Annotated in this window: 18 protein-coding genes and 2 pseudogenes; 7 read left to right on the forward strand and 13 right to left on the reverse strand. The window is 71.3% G+C overall.

Annotation, left to right across the window (positions count from 1 at the left end; all coding sequences use genetic code 11):
- Positions 1–92: 92 nt before the first annotated feature.
- The 3 genes and pseudogenes from ACFVW8_RS32975 to ACFVW8_RS32985 form a co-directional block, all read left to right on the forward strand.
- Positions 93–608 (forward strand): annotated as a pseudogene (locus ACFVW8_RS32975) (urease accessory protein UreF); the annotation flags it as partial.
- Positions 609–657: 49 nt separating this feature from the next.
- Positions 658–1,335, forward strand: a complete 678-nt coding sequence (gene ureG / locus ACFVW8_RS32980) for an urease accessory protein UreG (RefSeq protein ID WP_389696575.1) — start codon at positions 658–660, stop codon at positions 1,333–1,335.
- The gene (locus ACFVW8_RS32985; RefSeq protein ID WP_389696577.1) at positions 1,332–2,105 is read left to right on the forward strand and encodes an urease accessory protein UreD; all 774 of its coding nucleotides are present in this window, start codon (positions 1,332–1,334) and stop codon (positions 2,103–2,105) included. Before ureG ends, ACFVW8_RS32985 begins: the two co-directional genes overlap by 4 nt.
- Positions 2,106–2,206: 101 nt before the next feature.
- Here the strand turns inward: ACFVW8_RS32985 and ACFVW8_RS32990 are convergent, their stop codons facing one another.
- From ACFVW8_RS32990 to ACFVW8_RS33020, 7 genes and pseudogenes are all read right to left on the reverse strand, one after another.
- A complete protein-coding gene (locus ACFVW8_RS32990; RefSeq protein WP_389696579.1) occupies positions 2,207–3,256 on the reverse strand; it encodes an NAD-dependent epimerase/dehydratase family protein in 1,050 nt (349 codons plus the stop codon).
- A 64-nt stretch (positions 3,257–3,320) separates the two neighbouring features.
- A complete protein-coding gene (locus ACFVW8_RS32995; RefSeq protein ID WP_389696581.1) occupies positions 3,321–4,034 on the reverse strand; it encodes a lysophospholipid acyltransferase family protein in 714 nt (237 codons plus the stop codon).
- A 208-nt stretch (positions 4,035–4,242) separates the two neighbouring features.
- Entirely contained in the window at positions 4,243–4,740 is a 498-nt protein-coding gene (locus tag ACFVW8_RS33000) for a hypothetical protein (RefSeq protein WP_389696583.1), read from the reverse strand.
- A gap of 142 nt (positions 4,741–4,882) precedes the next feature.
- Positions 4,883–6,259 (reverse strand): glycoside hydrolase family 6 protein, encoded by a 1,377-nt coding sequence (locus tag ACFVW8_RS33005; RefSeq protein ID WP_389696585.1) that lies wholly within the window; start codon positions 6,257–6,259, stop codon positions 4,883–4,885.
- A 376-nt stretch (positions 6,260–6,635) separates the two neighbouring features.
- Positions 6,636–7,127: pseudogene (locus ACFVW8_RS33010) on the reverse strand (glycoside hydrolase family 48 protein); the annotation flags it as partial.
- 357 nt (positions 7,128–7,484) lie between these two features.
- Entirely contained in the window at positions 7,485–7,751 is a 267-nt protein-coding gene (locus ACFVW8_RS33015) for a hypothetical protein (protein WP_389696587.1), read from the reverse strand.
- Between the two features lie 8 nt (positions 7,752–7,759).
- Positions 7,760–8,029: an endo-1,4-beta-xylanase gene (locus tag ACFVW8_RS33020; protein WP_389696589.1), complete on the reverse strand. Its 270-nt coding sequence runs from the start codon at positions 8,027–8,029 to the stop codon at positions 7,760–7,762.
- A 1,128-nt stretch (positions 8,030–9,157) separates the two neighbouring features.
- Between ACFVW8_RS33020 and ACFVW8_RS33025 the strand changes: the two genes are divergently transcribed.
- Positions 9,158–9,547 (forward strand): SSI family serine proteinase inhibitor, encoded by a 390-nt coding sequence (locus tag ACFVW8_RS33025; protein WP_389696592.1) that lies wholly within the window; start codon positions 9,158–9,160, stop codon positions 9,545–9,547.
- A gap of 33 nt (positions 9,548–9,580) precedes the next feature.
- On the opposite strand, the gene ACFVW8_RS33030 is transcribed toward ACFVW8_RS33025, so the two are convergent.
- The 5 genes from ACFVW8_RS33030 to ACFVW8_RS33050 form a co-directional block, all read right to left on the reverse strand.
- Positions 9,581–9,739 (reverse strand): hypothetical protein, encoded by a 159-nt coding sequence (locus ACFVW8_RS33030; protein WP_266776007.1) that lies wholly within the window; start codon positions 9,737–9,739, stop codon positions 9,581–9,583.
- Positions 9,740–9,806: 67 nt separating this feature from the next.
- Positions 9,807–10,757: a cytochrome c oxidase assembly protein gene (locus ACFVW8_RS33035; RefSeq protein ID WP_389696594.1), complete on the reverse strand. Its 951-nt coding sequence runs from the start codon at positions 10,755–10,757 to the stop codon at positions 9,807–9,809.
- Between the two features lie 119 nt (positions 10,758–10,876).
- Positions 10,877–11,902, reverse strand: a complete 1,026-nt coding sequence (locus ACFVW8_RS33040; protein WP_389696596.1) for a 6-phosphofructokinase — start codon at positions 11,900–11,902, stop codon at positions 10,877–10,879.
- Positions 11,903–12,045: 143 nt separating this feature from the next.
- A complete protein-coding gene (locus tag ACFVW8_RS33045; RefSeq protein ID WP_389696598.1) occupies positions 12,046–12,774 on the reverse strand; it encodes a type 1 glutamine amidotransferase in 729 nt (242 codons plus the stop codon).
- Positions 12,775–12,808: 34 nt separating this feature from the next.
- Positions 12,809–14,047: a MurT ligase domain-containing protein gene (locus ACFVW8_RS33050; RefSeq protein WP_389696600.1), complete on the reverse strand. Its 1,239-nt coding sequence runs from the start codon at positions 14,045–14,047 to the stop codon at positions 12,809–12,811.
- Positions 14,048–14,152: 105 nt separating this feature from the next.
- Here ACFVW8_RS33050 and def point away from each other — a divergent pair, with 105 nt between their 5' ends.
- The gene (def, locus tag ACFVW8_RS33055; protein ID WP_389696602.1) at positions 14,153–14,707 is read left to right on the forward strand and encodes a peptide deformylase; all 555 of its coding nucleotides are present in this window, start codon (positions 14,153–14,155) and stop codon (positions 14,705–14,707) included.
- Between the two features lie 17 nt (positions 14,708–14,724).
- Here the strand turns inward: def and ACFVW8_RS33060 are convergent, their stop codons facing one another.
- A complete protein-coding gene (locus ACFVW8_RS33060; protein WP_389696604.1) occupies positions 14,725–15,375 on the reverse strand; it encodes a TetR family transcriptional regulator in 651 nt (216 codons plus the stop codon).
- Between the two features lie 172 nt (positions 15,376–15,547).
- Between ACFVW8_RS33060 and ACFVW8_RS33065 the strand changes: the two genes are divergently transcribed.
- The gene (locus tag ACFVW8_RS33065) at positions 15,548–16,777 is read left to right on the forward strand and encodes an acyl-CoA dehydrogenase family protein (RefSeq protein WP_389696606.1); all 1,230 of its coding nucleotides are present in this window, start codon (positions 15,548–15,550) and stop codon (positions 16,775–16,777) included.
- Positions 16,778–16,935: 158 nt separating this feature from the next.
- Positions 16,936–17,334, forward strand: coding sequence for a hypothetical protein (locus ACFVW8_RS33070; protein WP_389696608.1), 399 nt, complete (start codon positions 16,936–16,938; stop codon positions 17,332–17,334).
- Positions 17,335–17,450: the final 116 nt, after the last annotated feature.

Genomic DNA, 17,450 nt, shown 5'->3' on the forward strand with positions numbered 1-17,450 from the left:
GTGAGGCCGTCATGCCCAGTGCCGCGCGCACCGGGTCACCGGGGACGAGATGGATCATCAGGAACGCGGCTGTGACGAGCACCCACAGCGACACCACCGGGCTCACCGCCGCGGCACTCGCCGCTGCGGCCGCCCACGGGCAGGATCCGCTCGCCCTCGACGAGGCCGCCGACGCCCGCACCCCCTCACCCGCGCTGCGCGCGGTCGCCCGCAAGCTCGGCCGTCAGCTGATGCGGGCCGCCCGCGCGACCTGGCCGAGCGGCGAACTCGACGCGCTCGCGCAGGCCCGCCCGCGCGGCGCCCATCAGCCCGTCGTGCTCGGCCTCACCGCCCGTGCGGCAGGGCTCGGGCCCGCGGACGCCGCCCACTGCGCCGCCTACGAGGCGGTCAGCGGACCGGCCACCGCGGTGGTCCGGCTGCTCTCCCTCAACCCGTTCGAGGCCACCGCCGTCCTCGCCCGGCTCGCCCCCGAACTCGACCGGGTCGCCGGACTGGCTGCCGCAGCCGCCCGCGGAAGCATCGACGATCTGCCCGCCGCATCGGCCCCGCTGCTCGACATCGCCGCCGAGGCCCACGCCGGCTGGGCGGTCCGGCTGTTCGCCTCGTAATCCCACCCGCAGACCCGCTCGTTGCCCGACACAGCTCAGGAGCCGCACCATGCACCTCGATCACTCCCACTGCGGCCCGGCCGCGGTCGGCGCCGACGCCGCCCGCCCCGACGGCACCCGGCGGGCCCTGCGCATCGGGATCGGCGGACCGGTCGGCTCCGGCAAGACCGCCACCGTGGCCGCGCTCTGCCGCACCCTGCGCGACCAGCTGTCCCTCGCCGTCGTCACCAATGACATCTACACCCGGGAGGATGCCGCGTTCCTGCTGCGCAACGCGGTCCTGCCGCCCGAACGGATCCAGGCCGTGGAGACCGGCGCCTGCCCGCACACCGCCATCCGAGACGACATCTCCGCCAACCTCGAAGCCGTCGAGGACCTGGAGGACGCGGTCGGGCCCCTCGACCTCATCCTCGTCGAGTCGGGCGGCGACAACCTCACCGCCACCTTCTCCAAGGGGCTCGTCGACGCCCAGATCTTCATCATCGACGTGGCGGGCGGCGACGACATCCCGCGCAAGGGCGGCCCCGGGGTCACCACCGCCGACCTGCTCGTGATCAACAAGACCGACCTGGCGCCGTACGTCGGATCCGACCTCGGGCGGATGGCGCAGGACGCAGCCGAGAAGCGCGGCGAACTGCCCGTCGCCTTCACCTCGCTCACCTCAGGCGAGGGCGTCGCCCCCGTCGCCGACTGGGTTCGGGGGCAGCTCGCCTCCTGGACCGCATGAGCGTCCACGCCACCGCGCGTGTCACCGCCGTGCGCGACAGCGGTGGCGCCACCTCGCTCCCCGTCCTGGAGAGCGAGGGGCCGCTCGCCCTGCGGCGGACCCGGGCCGTGACCCCCGGAACGGCCCGCGTCACCGTGGTCGGCGCGATGAGCGCACCGCTCGGCGGTGACCGGCTCGCCATCGAGGTGCGCGCCGGGGCCGGCACCCGGCTCACCGTCGACTCGGCCGCTGCCACGGTCGCCCTCCCCGGCCCCGGACCGGCCCGCGAACCCGCACGCTACGACGTACTGCTGACCGCGGGGGAGGGGACGGACCTCAGCTGGCTGCCGGAACAGCTCATCTCCGCACACGGCAGCGAACTGATCATGCGGACCACCGTGGAACTGGCCCCTACCGCACGGCTGGTGCTGCGCGAGGAGCAGATCCTCGGCCGGCACGGCGAGACCACCGGCACCCTCCGCAGCAGGCTCACCGTCCGCCGGGCCGGTCGCCCTCTCCTGGACCAGCAGGTGGCGTACGGGCCCGGCGCCCCCGGCGGATGGGACGGCCCGGCCGTGCTCGGCGGGCATCGAGCAGTCGGTCAACTACTGTTCGTGGAACCGTCATTCGACGAGAAGGCACCGGAAAGCAGGCTGCTGGGGCCGACCGCCGCACTCACCCGTCTCGCGGGGCCCGCAGTACTGGTGACCGCGGTGGCCGCCGACGCGAGAGAGCTGCGGACGGTGCTGGAGCGTGCGCACGACGAGCTGACGGACCTGTCGGTCCGCTGACCGCCCGCCCGTCCTGCCACGCAAAGCCTGCGTGCCCGGGGAGGGAACGGGCGGCAGGGTCTGCTCCGCCGGCCGCCCGCCCCCCGTATCGGGCCCCCGGCTCACACCGTGCGGTCGTACCGCTCCAGCCAGGCGTCCTCCGCCGCGTAGTCGAAGAGTCCCCTGCCGTACGACCGGACCATCGCGGGGTAGGCGTCCGTCCAGTCGCGCCCCGCCAGCTGTCCGGTGATCCATTCGACGGTCTCCGGGAGCGACTCGGCGTAGCCGGTCACCGGGCGGTACCCGAGCTCCCGTTCGGCAGCCGTCATGTCGTACACGATGGGGTGCGGGGCGCCCCAGGGCGACAGGCCGACCCCCTCCGGTGACGCGGCACCGGGCATCAGTACCGTCTCCGTCTCACGCCCCAGCACCGCGTCGACCGCCTCGCCGATCTCCGCGACCGTCGGTGCCTGCGGGTCGGCGGCGTTGAGCACCCGGGAGCCGGGGCGCAACGCGGCCAGCCGGATCAGCTCGGCGATGTTGGCGGCATGGACCGGATGGAAACGCGACCGCCCCTCGTACGCCAGCACGCGCCGGGTGCGGCCGTCCAGCGCACGCTTCACGAAATACAGCTCGCGCGGCGAGCGGCAGTACGGACCGTGGACCGCGCCCGCCCGCAACAGCGTGACGGGCAGCGTGTCACCCGCTGCGAGGAGATCCCTCTCCAGCCGGATCTTCCGGGCCCCGTAGGTGTCCTCGCCGGGCGGGACGGTGGGCTGCGACTCCGGGATCGGCACCGGATAGCACGGTGACCCGTCGGGTTCGCCCTGCGTGTCGAAGCTGCGGCCGCGGTCGTCCTCGTACACCGCGCCGCTGGACACGACGACGGCCGACCCGATCCGGTCCGCCAGGTCCGTCAGCTGCCGGGCGTGCTGCGCCCCGTACGCCACCATGTCCACCAGCACGTCGCAGCCGTCTCCGAGCGCCGCCGCGAGGGCTCCGTCCTCGTCGCGGTCCAGCGCCGCCGTCCGTACCTCCGCGTCCCACCGCTCGTCACGGCCGCCGCCACGCGAGGCGGCGGTCACCGCCCAGCCGTCCCCGACGAGCGAGCGCACCGCCGCCCGTCCGATCTGACCGGTCGCTCCCAGCACCCATGCGTGTCCCTTGCTCATGCACCGCACGCTAGATCGCTCCCGGAGCCCCGACCAGCCGGGTTCACCGAACGCGAATCCGCCCTCAGCGTCGGAGTCTCGGGAACTTTCCCGGGTGTTCCGCTTGTTGGGCCGCTTTCGCCTTGGACGCGTACTCATCGACGTACTCCTGGCCGGAGAGTCCGAGGATCGCGTACATGATCTCGTCGGTGACGGCCCGGATCGCCGCCTTCTCGTCCTCCAGGCCGGCGTACCGGGAGAAGTCCAGCGGCTCGCCGAAGCGGATGGTGACCTGCTTGATGCGCGGTACGACCTTGCCGGGCGGCTGGATCTCGAACGTGCCGACCATGGCGCACGGCACCACGGGCACCCCCGCCCGAATGGCCATGACCGCGACACCGACCTTGCCCTTGTAGAGCCGCCCGTCGTGCGAACGGGTGCCCTCCGGATAGATGCCGAGCAACTCGCCCTTGCTCAGCACCCCGAGCCCTTCACGGATTGCCGCCTGCCCCGCCTCCTTTCCGGACCGGTCCACCGGGATCTGGCCGGCGCTCCGGAAGAACGCGGCGGTCAGCCGCCCCTTCACGCCCGGACCGGTGAAGTACTCCGCCTTCGCCAGGAAGGTGATGCGCCGTCTGATGATCGCGGGCATCAGGAAGTGGTCGGAGAACGACAGATGATTGCCGGCGACGATGGCCGCCCCGTCCGTCGGAATGTGCTCCGTGCCCTCGATGACGGGCCGGAAGGACAACCGCAGCAGCGGCCCCAGGACGACGTACTTGAGCAGGTAATAGAACATGGGGCGCTCCTAGCTCGGCCGGGTCGGCTCCACAGCGGCGTTCCGCCATGTCAGCGAAGCCCCTCGGCGGGTGACACCAGATGTGCAGCCGTCATTGCGTCTACCCGGCGCCGGACGGGTCGATGCTGGCCGGGGCGCTGACTTGTGCGCCCCGGCGGCCGGGCGTGAACTCGCCACCGCAGAAGACCTGCGCCGGCCGGGCCGCCGGTCAGGCGGAGCGGCGCTGTTCGTGGACGGCCTTCATCAGGTCCTCGATGGCCGCCCGGGTCTCGACGTCGCGTGCCTCGTCGATCGCCTCGAGCGCTGCGGCAGCGGCCTCGCGGATGTGGTGAGGGAGGTTGTCGGCGGCCGTGAGCTGGTAGGCGGCCTTACGGCGTGCCGTGCGTTCGGCCGGGTCCACCGCGTCGGGGCCGGAGAGCGGGAAGACCGAGACCCCGTAGGCGGATATCCCGAGCACCACCATGTCCCCGATCCCGTCGGCGTACCCGAGCGCTGCGGCCTTGCCCCGGTCTTCCTGCAGGGCCGTGGACATGCGGCGGCGGGACAGGGCCGTGCCCAGGGCGGCGCCGCCTCCCAGCGAGAGTCCGCAGGTGACGGCGAGGAACGGGCCGTCCCAGACGAGGCCGGTCAGTGCTCCGAGTACCGCGAGCACGACCGTCCACGCGGCCGCACTCCGTACGCCAGTCGTCTCGGGTGTGTTGTCCATGAGGGGAGTGTCCCAGCCCGGCCCGCCCCCGCCGGATCCGGGTACCCGGTGCAGTGGAGCCACGACACCGCCCCTGCTGGATGTCCGGCAGGGGCGATGTGCTGGGTTGGACCGGTCGCTCCGGCTCAGGCGCGGCTGCGCGTCACCGGTTGAGGCTCCCGCCGTCGAGCGGCGGGTAGGCGTTCTGCACGAGTTCCTGGAACTGCGCGGAGAACCAGTGGCCCGCGAGCGGGGAGTCCGGCAGGGCACCGGTCAGGTTGTTGCCGTTGCGTCCGTTACCGGTGTACGTGGGGTCGCACATCCGGTCGAAGCCCTTGCCCTCGTCGTTGTCGATGGGGGCGCTGTTGCCGTCCGACTCGCCCGGGGGCTTGGCCCAGACGTATGCGTCGATTCCCGGCTCGGGGGCAGTGGTGGGACGCTCGCCGATTCCGGCGCCGCTCTGGTTGCACCAGTTGCCCGCGTGGATGCGCCGGTCGATCCGGCCGCCGTCGACATAGGCGTCCACACTGGTCGTCGGCCCGGGGCCGGCGGGCCGGTCGCTGCCGCCCCAGCCGTTGCGGGCGGTGTCGATCAGCATGCCGATGTCCGAGGCGAAGCCCTGGCTCACCAGCTCGGTGCGCAGCGCCTGGGCGAAGGACAGCTCATCGACGTAGTAGTTCCAGTCGACCCACTTGGACTGGCGGACCTGGGTGCCGTTCACCGTGTCGGTGACGGCGAAGTTCGGCTCCTTCAGCGCCGAGTAGTTGGCCGTGTTGACGATGAAGCCGGTGACGTCGGCGACCGTGGCGCCCTCGGTCGTGGCGGCCTTCTTGAACTCCTGGGCGGCCGGGACGAAGTTGGAGTCCCAGCCGAGCCAGCCGTGATGGGCGGCGTCCACGTAGTTGTAGACGTTGGGAATGGCACCGAGAGTGTGCAGGGCGTAGCCGACACCCTTCTCGTAGTTGCCGTTCGCCTTCATCGTGGCGCAGGCCTCGGTGGAGCCTTCCGAACCGCCCGCGTTGGTGACCAGGTTGGGCAGCGAGTCCGGCTCGATGATGGTGACGATGCGCAGGCTCGCGTACGCCGGGTCGGCCAGGATCTCGGAGATCGGGTCGATGTACTCGTTCTTGTACCGGTCCAGCTCGGTGGGACCGAGTTCACCGTTGGACGCCAGCGCGGCGCAGTCCCGTCCCGGCAGGTCGTAGATGACGACCTGGAAGAGGTTCGCCCCCTGGTCGAGCGCCGTGTCGAGGTGCTCGCGCAGGCTCTTCGCCTCGGACGATCCCTCGATGGCCGCGATGCGGTCCATCCAGACGAATCCCGGTTCGTCGGCGATGGCGCTGCCGCCCGGTTCGGCCGCCGCCTTGGCGGACCAGTCGGGGTTCACGTATGCCGTGGCGCCCACATAGGGGTTGTCGACCCGTGCCGCCGCCGACGCGGGGGCGGGAATGGCGACCGCCAGTGCCGCGCCCATGGCGAGGGCGGAGAGTGCGGCCAGCCTCCGGCGTAGCCCGTGCATGATGGTGCCTCTGGTTCTCATCGCGGCTCCGTACTCCTCTCGTACGTCTGCGGAGGCTCTCCCGCAGACGGGTTTGTGGGGGTGTTGCCCGGGCCGGGCCCGGTGTTCGTGTCGGGCCGCCGACGCGACGGCGGCCCGTGGTGTCGCCGGCGAGGCCGGCGGTGGTGCCCCCATGGCGGGTACAGCGGGGTGGATGGAGGACCCGCCACCGGGAGTTCGGTGTGGTGGCCTGCGGCGGTCAGCGACCGGCCACGGTGCGGTGTCTGCCGCCTGCGGATTGTGTGCTCGCGGCGAAGGTGAACTCGTTCGTCCCGAGGCCGTGACCGCCCTGCCAGATCTCGAACCCGGCCTCCGCGTCGATCAGGCCCTTCACGTCGAAGTCGGTGAGCTCGGTGGCGCCGTCCTGCAGCACGTACGCGACCGAGTCCGCGACCTCGCTCTCCTTGCCCCGGTCCGAGGCCCAGCGGAACGCCCAGTTGGCAGCCCGCACCGCGCGGGCGTCGGCGTCCGGCGCGTTGGTGTGCTTCCACTGCTCGGCATAGCTCGTGTCGCCGACGAACAGATCGAGATCCCCGTTCGGGCCGCCGTACGCGAACAGGTCGGTGGTGGGCCGCGGGACCGTTTCCCACACCGACTCCTGCGAACCGCCCTGGGAGGTGTTGATGTACGAGACACCGGCACCCGGCCCGGCCTCGAAGCCCGGGCCCGGCTTGTTGCCGTACCCGTAGATGTTGTCCAGGTCCATCGGCCAGTGCATGCCGCAGATGTCCATCGTCCCGTAGGACAAGGCGAGTTCGGTGTCGAGCGGGTCCGTGCCGACGGGGACCGTGCCGTTGAGCGCGGCCGGGTAGCCGTCGGGCAGCGGGCGCCCCGGAGCGTAGGTGGCGGGGGCCCGGGGTTGTACGAGCCGGCCGCTGTGGGGGCGGCGGGCCGGGCGACGGCGGTGCCCTCTGCCAGACCCATGGCGAGCAGGCTGCCGCCCAGGCCGCTGCTGAATGTTCTACGTGATATCGACACAAATCCTCCACTGGCGGGTGTCGTTGGGGAGTGGGGGGGATGGAGGCGGGGACGGGGTGGTGCGGGGGACGGGGGTGGTGGCGGGGGGCGGGAGCGGGGAGGTGGAGGTGAGGGGTGCCGGTGGGGCACGCAGTCAGGGCCCGATGCCCCGGTGGGTGACGGTGGAGCGGCCGGGCGAGGAGGGGGTGCAGCAACTGCTGTATACGGGAGCCCCGTTGTCGCCGGAAAGTCAGCGCCGGGCCGTGACCGAGGAGAGGCCGGCCGCGGAGTCTGCGGTGTTCACGAGTTGGAGACCCGGCTTGATCCGGCTGCCGGCCGCCGGGCCGTCCCCGTTGCGGTACCGCGTCTTCGGCGCGCCCGGGCCGCGGCCCTCCCCGCCGCCCAGCGCGGTCCGCACCGCGTCGTAGGCGGGCTTCGGTGTCAGGTTCTCGTCGTACAGGGTGGCCGCGCCCTCGCCGCGGTAGTGCGTGGCCTCCTCGGTGATGTGGTCCGTCATCGCGGCCTTCACCTGCGCCGACGGCAGCGCGGCACCCAGCCGGGCAGCTGGCTGTGCCAGACGAGGGTGTGGCCGCGCACGGTCCGGCCGTGCTGCTCAGGGTTGTCGGTGGCGGACCCGAAGTACTTGCCCTGGGCGGCGGAGAGTTCGTGCAATGTGCCCTGTTGGGCCGCGGCCGCCGGTCCGCCCGTCAGGGTGGCGGTGAGAGTGACGGCGCCGGCCAGGAGGACCGGGAGCCCTCTGGTGCGGCGGTGCCTGCAGCGCTTCACCAAGCTCATGACAAACGCCTTCCTCGACAGGGCGGCGTGGAGCGGTACGGGGTGCGCGGCTGCGCCCCGTACCGCCCGTCTCGTCGTCCCGTATTGGGGGGAGAAGGGAGGGGAGTGGAGTGTGCAAGTCTTGATTGTGGGAGCGCTCCCAAAGTGGCGTGGTGATAGGCACCTGTCAAGACTTAAATCACAACTGCCTTACGGGCACGTTAACTCGGCCATGCGTTGAACGGGCCCTCCGCGAAGCCCAGTTGCCGGCTCTTGAGGAGTGCTGCCCGGGCGTCCCGATGTGAGCTCGCCGGTCGCTGCGGGAGGCGACCGTACGCCTGGTGCGAGTGCCGGGCGTCGGCACCCGCCGACCGGGCGGAAGCGTTCGCATTCGCGTGCGGGCGAACCGTGCGGAGCTCTCACCGGCGCGCGGCTGTGAAAGCAGGAGTGGATACGTTCGGTGACGTACGGGGCACCTCGCGTTGTGGGTGTGCGGGTGACGGAGACCCTCGGAGGCGACGCGGAGCGCGTGGGGAGCGATGTCACGCGTCGGGCGGGGACCGGCGGACAACTGCCTGACGGGGGATGCGCACGAGCCGCACCGCGGCATGGCGGATCGCTGGCGACGGATGGGTTCGTGTCCCGCGGCGCCGGCGGCTCTCGGGCGGGAGGCCCGTCGGCCGCGTGCTGACCTGTATCGGCACAGAGCGACATACGGCGTGCCGGGGATGTGGGCGGTGAGCGGGACGGGAGGTGTGCCGGGCGTCATGTTCCGTGTATGCGATGGTGTACGCCCCCTTGCCTCCCCACGCGATCCGCGGGGCGCGCGGGGGTGGCGAACTTGCCCGTCCGGCGGACCGTGAGTGCCTCGTTCCTGACCGGTGTGCGCCCGGTCGGGCGGCGAGGGTGAGGCGGCAGTCAGCCCGGTCCGCACCGCGACGGTGCCCCGAACGGGCCGGTGCGCCCGTCCGCCACAGCGCGGGCCGGGACGGGCGCCGGACGTGCGTGCCGACCCCGGTCTCCGTACGCCGGCCGGACCGGCCCGGTGACCGGAGAAGGGGCGCCCGGCGTGGCTGCTTGAGACGGCGGCGGCGCCGGGGTGATCTGGCCGGGACCACGGTCACCAGCCACTGATCCCAGGAGCCCTTCATGCGCGTGCGCGCCTCACTTGCCACCGTCGCTCTGCTCACCGTCGGCATGGCCGTGCCCGCTGCGGCGGCCACGCCCCCGGCGCCGGACGGGGGACTCTTTCTGACGGTCTCCGGCAGCGAGAACACCTGGATCCGCGGGGTCGCGCTGCACTGCCCGCCCAACCCTGACGACCGGCATCCCGACGCGGCAGGCGCCTGCGCGGCGCTCCACCAGGCGGACGGTGACTTCGACGCGCTCCCCGGCGACCCGCATCCGTGCACCTACACGTACGACCCGGTGACCGTCACCGCCGAGGGCGAACGGCGGGGCGATGCCATCGCCTGGCAGCGCACCTTCCCCAACGCATGCGCGATGGACGCGGCCACCGGCCCGGTGTTCCGCTTCTGAGTCCGGCCGGCCCCGGGCCGCTACGGGCCCGGCTCAGGTCTCGCGGGTGGCGACCATTCCGATCGTGATCAGCCCCAGCACCACCCAGCCGAACCAGAGCCAGCCATTGCTCCCCAGCGCCACCGTGTAGGCGGTGACAGCCACCAGGGCCCCTACGGTGAGTACTCCCATGGTCTTCGTGGATCCGGACATGCGCGCACGCTCCTCGCCCGGCCGCGCGGCCGTGACTGCCATCGTCACCCCGGAGGCATGCCCACCGCTACTGTCCGCGCGCCTGCAACGAGGCGAGATACGCGTTGTACGCGTGGAGCTCCTGGTCACCGTCGCGCTCCGCGGCCCGGTCGGAGCGCTTCGCGGTGCGCTGGTCGGAGCGGTACCACTGGAAGACCAGGGCGAGCAGGACCAGGACCGACGGGATCTCGCTGAACGCCCAGGCGATCCCGCCGGCCGCGTTCTGATCGGACAGGGCATCGATGCCGAGGGAGGCCGAGGGGTTCTTGTAGACCTCGACCATGGGCTGGGACGCCATCATGAGCGCGATGCCGAAGAACGCGTGGAACGGCATCCCGGCGAACAGCTCCAGCATCCGCAGCAGGTAACCCGGGCGGTGCGGTCCCGGGTCGATGCCCATGATCGGCCAGAAGAAGACCAGACCGACCCCGAGGAAGTGCAGCATCATCACGAGGTGCCCGGCCGTCGAGCCCATCAGGTAGTCGAAGAGCGGGGTGAAGTACAGGCCGTACAGGCTGGCGATGAAGAGCGGGATGGTGAACACCGGATGCGTGACGATCTTCATGTACCGGCTGTGCAGCAGCATCAGCAGCAGTTCGCGGGGTCCCTTGTGGCCACGTGCGGCGACCGGCAGCGCACGCAGCGCGAGTGTCACGGGTGCGCCCAGCAGGAGCAGGATCGGTGACAGCATGCTGATCACCATGTGCTGCACCATGTGCACGCTAAACATGACCATGCCGTAGTCGTTGAGCTTGGTGCACATCACCAGGGCGATGGTCAGCACGCCGATGACGAAGAAGACGATCCGGTTGACCGGCCAGGCGTCCCCGCGCCTGCGGAGCCGCGCCACCGCGTATGCGTAGAGGACCACGGCGAGCACGCAGCCGATCAGGAAGATCGGGTCCGCGGAGAACTGGAGCCCGCGTCCCAGCGTGAACGGCGGCAGATCCATGTTCATGCCGTGCCCGCTGTGATCCATCTGTTCACTCCTGATGGGGGCGCCGGGACGTCCCCGTTTCGTGCCGGTTGTCCCGACCAGAGTAGAACCGCCCCCGGCCGCTCCTGCGGCCGGGGGCGGTCCTCAGTGGGTGGTGCCGCTCAGAGCACGCACTCGGCCTCCGCGTACCGCTCGGCCGGGACCGTCTTCAGGGTCTCCACGGCGTCCGCGAGCGGGACCATGGTGATGTCCGTGCCGCGCAGCGCCGTCATCATGCCGAATTCGCCGCGGTGCGCCGCCTCCACCGCGTGCCAGCCGAAGCGCGTCGCCAGGACCCGGTCGTACGCGGTCGGCGTCCCGCCGCGCTGTACATGGCCGAGGATCACCGGGCGGGCCTCCTTGCCGAGGCGCTGCTCCAGCTCGATGGAGAGCTGGGTGGCCACGCCGGCGAAGCGCTCGTGACCGTAGATGTCCTTGACGCCCGACTCGAACTCCATGGAGCCCTCGCGCGGCTTGGCACCCTCGGCGACCACGACGATCGCGAACTTCTTGCCGGCCGAGAAGCGCCGGCCGACCAGCTCGGTCAGCTCGTCGATGTCGAAGGGGCGCTCGGGGACGACGACGGCGTGCGCGCCGGCCGCCATGCCCGAGTGCAGGGCGATCCAGCCGGTGTGCCGGCCCATGACCTCGACGATCATGACGCGCTGATGCGACTCGGCGGTCGTCTTCAGCCGGTCGAGGGCCTCGGTGGCCACGCCCACAGCGGTGTCGAACCCGAAGGTCACGTCGGTGGAGGCGATGTCGTTGTCGATCGTCTTCGGTACGCCGACGATCGGCAGCCCCGCCTCGGACAGCAGGTTCGCCGCCTTGAGGGTGCCCTCGCCGCCGATCGGGATGATCGCGTCGAGACCGAGGTCGTTGACATGGCCCCTGGCCTGTTCCACGCCACCGCGCAGGTGAGCGGGCTGGACCCGGGAGGAGCCGAGGATCGTGCCGCCACGGGCGAGGATGCCGCCGACCGCGTCGAGGTCGAGCTTGCGGTAGTCGCACTCCAGGAGGCCCCGCCACCCGTCGTGGAAGCCGATGACCTCGTCACCGTGGTCGACCACCGCACGGTGGACGACGGAACGGATGACCGCATTGAGGCCGGGGCAGTCGCCACCGGAGGTGAGCACACCAATTCGCATTGCCCGGGAAACCTTTGCAACGTGGGCCGACGACCGGACCACGTCGTCCGGCTGGAATCCCGCCACCCTACCGGCGCAGGGTGGCGGGACCGAACCGGGCGTCCGCCTGCTGGACGCCGCTCAGCTGAGCGAATTTCGCCTCATCAGGCGGGCTGTGTCGCCGAGGCGATCCGCTCGGCACGCAGCGCCTCGTACCAGCGGTCGTCGGTCGGCGGCAGGGCGTTCACATCGAGCGCCAGCTTCAGCAGCAGGTCCGCGATGAGCGGGTTGCGCGCCATCACGGGCCCGTGCATGTACGTACCGAAGACGGTGTCGTTGTACGCGCCCTCGGTGCCGTCCCCGGTGCCGTTGCCCCGGCCGAACTGCACCCGGGCGAACGGGCGTGCCGTCGCGCCGAGATGCGTGACGCCCTGGTGGTTCTCGAAACCGGTCAGCGGCGGCAGCCCGAGCTGCGGGTCGATGTCGCCGAGCACGTCGCCGACGCACCGCTCACCGTCACCGCGGGTGGAGATCACGTCGAGCAGGCCGAGGCCCTGCTCGCGCTCACCGAGGTCGTTGACGAACTCGTGGCCCAGGATCTGGTACCCGGCGCAGACCGAGAAGATGATCGCGCCGTTGGAGGCGGCCCGGCTGAGACCGCCGTCGCGGCGCAGCCGCTCGGCGGCGAGCCGCTGCGGACGGTCCTCACCGCCGCCGATCAGATAGATGTCGCCCGACGTGGGGACCGGCTGGTCGCTGCGCACGTCGACGCGCGACACATCGAGACCGCGCTGACGTGCCCGGCGCTCCACCACCAGCGCGTTGCCCTGGTCGCCGTAGGTGCTCAGCAGGTCCGGGTAGACCCACACCAGCCGCAGGCTGTTGTTGCTCATGCTTCGTCCTCTCCGGGGGTGGCCGGGGCCGGGGTCAGTTGCCGACACGACGGCGCAGATCCTGGAAGGCGGTGTAGTTGGCGATGACCTCGATACGCCCGGGCGGTGCCTGCTGCACGGCCTCGTCGAGGTTCTCGCAGACGCGGAAGTCGAGACCGGCCACCTCCAGGCGGACCGCGAGGTCCAGCTTGCGGTCGCCGAGCACGAAGATCGGGTGACCCGCGAGCTGGGTGTAGTCGACGTCCCACAGCCAGGACGTGTCCGTGCCGTCCGCGCCACGGGCGTTGACGGAGAGGACCACCGGGGTGGGCGGCGGGTCGATCAGCGAGAACGTCTCCAGCCAGCCGGCCGGGTTCTTCGCCAGCAGGAGCCGCAGCTCACGGCCGAGGAAGGTGACCACGTCGTAGCGGCCGGCGACGGCCTGTACGTGGTACATCCGCTCCAGGGCGACCTGGGGCGGCACACCGAACACGGCTGCCACGGCGGCCGAGCTGGTGGCGTTGGCCTTGTTGGCGCGGCCGGGCAGCTGGAGGTGGATCGGCCAGGCCGAGCCGTGCGGGTCCAGTACGTAGTCACCGTTCAGGACCCAGCTGGGCGGCGGGCGGCGGAAGCCGCACTGACCGCAGAACCAGTCGTCGCCGGGGCGCTGCATCACACCGCCGCAGGACGGGCAGGACCAGGCGTCGTCCTTCCACGCCTGGCCGGCCGCGACCCACACCACGTTGGGGGAGGAGGACGCCGCCCACACGATCAGCGGGTCGTCGGCGTTGGCGATGATCACGGCCTTCGAGCCGGACAGCCCCTCGCGCCACTTCTCGGCGAGCATCCGGGTCTCCGCGGCCCGGTCCAGCTGGTCGCGGGAGAGGTTGAGCAGCGCGATCACCTTGGGTGTCGTGTCGCGGGCGACCCCGGCCAGGTACTTCTCGTCCACCTCGATCACGCCGTACTGTGCGTCCGAGCCGCCGGCGAGGGCCGAGGTGATGCCCGCGGGCATGTTGGCGCCGAGCGCGTTCGACACGACCGGGCCCGCGGCCCGCAGTGCCTCGGCGATCAGCCGGGTCGTGGTCGTCTTGCCGTTGGTCGCCGACACCAGGATCACGTCCAGGTGCTGTGCCAGCCGCCCGAGCAGGTCGGGGTCGAGCTTGAGCGCCACCCGGCCGCCGATCACCGATCCGCTGCCCCGCCCGGCTGCCCGCGACACCGCCGCAGCGGCCTTGCCCGCCGTCACGGCCAGCTTGGCCCGCGGCGACAACGGGTCCGTGTTGCCTGCCATCGTCCTAGATCCTCCTTGCATCGGTCCGCGCCCAGCCTATCGATGTCCGGCGCGCCCAAGGCACGTCGGCACCGCCCGGGCCGTGGAGTTCCCGTGGAACGTACGATGACCGCCATGCGAAACCGTCCGATCCCCGGCAGTTCCGGACTCGTCCGGGCCATGAGTCTGCTCGGTGATCCCGTGCTGCACGGCGCGTGCGAGCCGGTCACGGACTTCGGGCCCTCGCTCGCCCGGCTGGTCGAGGACCTGTACGCCACGATGTACGCGGCGCAGGGCGTCGGGCTCGCCGCCAACCAGGTCGGTGTGGCACTGCGGGTGTTCGTCTACGACTGCCCGGACGACGAGGACGTCCGTCATCTCGGGCACCTCGTCAACCCCACCCTCGTCGAGGCGGACGGCATCACCGTGCGGGGCCCGGAGGGGTGTCTCTCACTGCCGGGCATCGAGGCCGGCACCCCGCGCTTCGACCACGCGGTCGTCGAGGGGATGACGGTCGAGGGCGAGCCGGTGCGGATCAGCGGTACCGGCTTCTTCGCCCGCTGCCTCCAGCACGAGTGCGACCACCTCGACGGCACCGTCTATACCGACCGGCTGACCGGACTGCGCCGCAGGCGGGCCCTGCGCGCGGCCCGCAGGACGCCCTGGGGGCGTACCGGCTGACCGGACGCAGGCGCGTCTCAGAACCCGGGGCCGCCGGGACGGTCGCCCGCCGCGGCCAGCCTGCCCCACAGCAGATCGGCCAGGCTGCTCACCAACTGGGCTCTGGAGCAAGGGCGTTCCCCCAGCCACCAGTCGCCTGCCGCATGCATCATGCCGACGATGCCGTGGCCCCAGATCCGGGCCATGACCTGGCTGTCCGGCCCGAGGTCCACCCGCTCGGCGATGACCATGGCGAGCTCCTCGCCCAGGCGGCGCAGCAACGGGGCCGAGTGCCGCCCCACGTCGAAGCCCTGCTCGGGCGAGGGTGTCGCGTCGTCGGACGGGTGCATCAGGAACCGGTAGACCTGGGGACGGGCCTCGATCGCCGCGAGGTAGGTGTCGAGCGTCGCCTCGACCCGGGCGCGGCGGTCTGCGGGGGCGTCGAGCGCGGCCCGGAGCGCGATGAGCAGCGCGTCGGTGTGCCGTTTGGCCAGGGCGCGGTAGAGACCGCCCTTGTCGCCGAAGTGCCGGTAGAGAATGGGCTTGGTGATCCCGGCCTCTGCGGCGATGGCGTTCATCGAGGCCCCGGGGCCGTCCCTGAGCACCACGCGGTCGGCGGCCTCGAGCAATTCGCGGCGGCGGCGCTCGGCCGCGGTCCGCTGTCGCTCGGCCTGTCGTGTGGTCTCCATACTGTTTCTCCCACCCCTGGCCGTGCTTGTCCGTCCTGCCTGCGCAACGTAACACCCTGCCCAGCGGTGCGCGGATCGGTGGCCGACCGGTTGACAGAGGCTACTTGCCGGTAACAGACTGTTGTTACCGCAAGTAACGAAAGATTTTTGACGGCAGTACGTGGAGGGGAAAATGGCCGAGTTCACGCTCGAGCTCAACGACGACCAGAAGCAGGTCCGTGACTGGCTTCACGGCTTCGCCGCGGATGTTATCCGGCCGGCGGCTTCGGAGTGGGACGAGCGTGAGGAAACGCCCTGGCCCGTCATCCAGGAGGCGGCCAAGGTCGGCATCTACTCCCTCGACTTCTACGCCCAGCAGTTCTTCGACCCGACCGGTCTCGGCATTCCGGTGGCAATGGAGGAACTGTTCTGGGGTGACGCGGGCATCGGCCTGTCGATCGTCGGTACCGGCCTTGCGGCCGTCGGCGTCCTCGCCAACGGCACCGAGGAGCAGATCGGCACCTGGATCCCGCAGATGTACGGCGACGTGAACGATGTGAAGCTCGCCGCCTTCTGCTCCTCCGAGCCGGACGCCGGCTCCGACGTCGCCTCGATGCGCACCCGCGCGGTGTACGACCAGGCCAAGGACGAGTGGGTGCTCAACGGCACCAAGACCTGGGCGACCAACGGCGGCATAGCCAACGTCCACGTCGTGGTCGCGGTCGTGGACGCGGAGCTCGGCTCCAAGGGCCACGCCTCCTTCATCGTGCCGCCGAATACCCCTGGGCTCTCCCAGGGCCAGAAGTTCAAGAAGCACGGCATCCGCGCCTCGCACACCGCCGAGGTCGTCCTGGAGGACGTGCGCGTCCCGGGTCACTGCCTGCTGGGCGGCAAGGAGAAGCTCGACCAGCGCATCGCGCGGGCCCGTGAGCGAGCCGCCTCCGGTGGCGGCGAGCGGGTGAAGAACGCCGCGATGGCCACCTTCGAGGCGTCCCGCCCGGCCGTCGGCGCGATGGCGGTCGGCACCGCCCGTGCCGCGTACGAGGTCGCGCTCGACTACGCGAAGACCCGGACGCAGTTCGGCCGCCCGATCATCGACAACCAGGGCATCGCCTTCCAGCTCGCCGACATGCGCACCCAGATCGACGCCGCCAGGCTGCTGGTCTGGCGCGCCTCCTGGATGGCGACCGCCGGCAAGCCGTTCGAGTCCGCCGAGGGCTCCATGTCGAAGCTGTACGCGAGCGAGACCGCCAAGAAGGTCACGGCGCAGGCCATCCAGATCCTGGGCGGCAACGGCTTCACCCGCGAGTATCCGGTGGAGCGGATGCACCGGGACGCCGCGATCTACACGATCTTCGAGGGCACGAGCGAGATCCAGCGCCTGGTGATCGCCCGCACCCTCTCCGGGATGCCCATCCGCTGACCCCTGGTCAGATCCGGCCCGCACGTCCACGGCCCCTGTTCCTGCCGCACCGGCAGGAACAGGGGCCGTGGCGTTTTCGGCGCCGGATGGTGTGCACCTGCCATGCCCCTGTAGATTCCCCGTGAAGGTCGTGACCGGTTGATGGAGGGGAACAGCCCATGCAGAAGTTCACCGCGGGGCGCGTGGCGGCAGCGGCCGCCGCCGCGTTCGGGCTCGTCATCGCCGCGCAGGGCACCGCGTCCGCCGCGCCGACGACGATCGAGGCGACCTTCGGCGGGTACGGCGCATGGAACGCCGACCCCTCGGGCAGCATCCCCGGCGACTCGATCCGCGCCTGCGACACCACCGCCGACGGCTGGGGCATCGAGGTGAAGCTCGACATCGGCCGCAACGGCACCTGGGACCGGGTCGCGAACACCCGCGGTCACAACTCGCCCTACTGCAGCCCGTGGAAGAGCGGCAACATCAAGGAAGGCACGCCCGTGAGCATTCAGGTGGCCAATGTGAACGGCGGGGTCACCTACCCCAAGGGCTCGCTCCTGCTCAGTCACGCCTGAACCGAAACGGGTGGCCTGCGACCTCCCGGTCGCAGGGCCCCCCGCACTGAGAACCCAACGGCTGTGGCTGTCCCCCATATTAGGCGACACCTACGGGGCCGACCGCTACAGTGGGG

It is taken from the genome of Streptomyces sp. NPDC058221 (assembly GCF_042882365.1).
GTDB lineage: Bacteria > Actinomycetota > Actinomycetes > Streptomycetales > Streptomycetaceae > Streptomyces.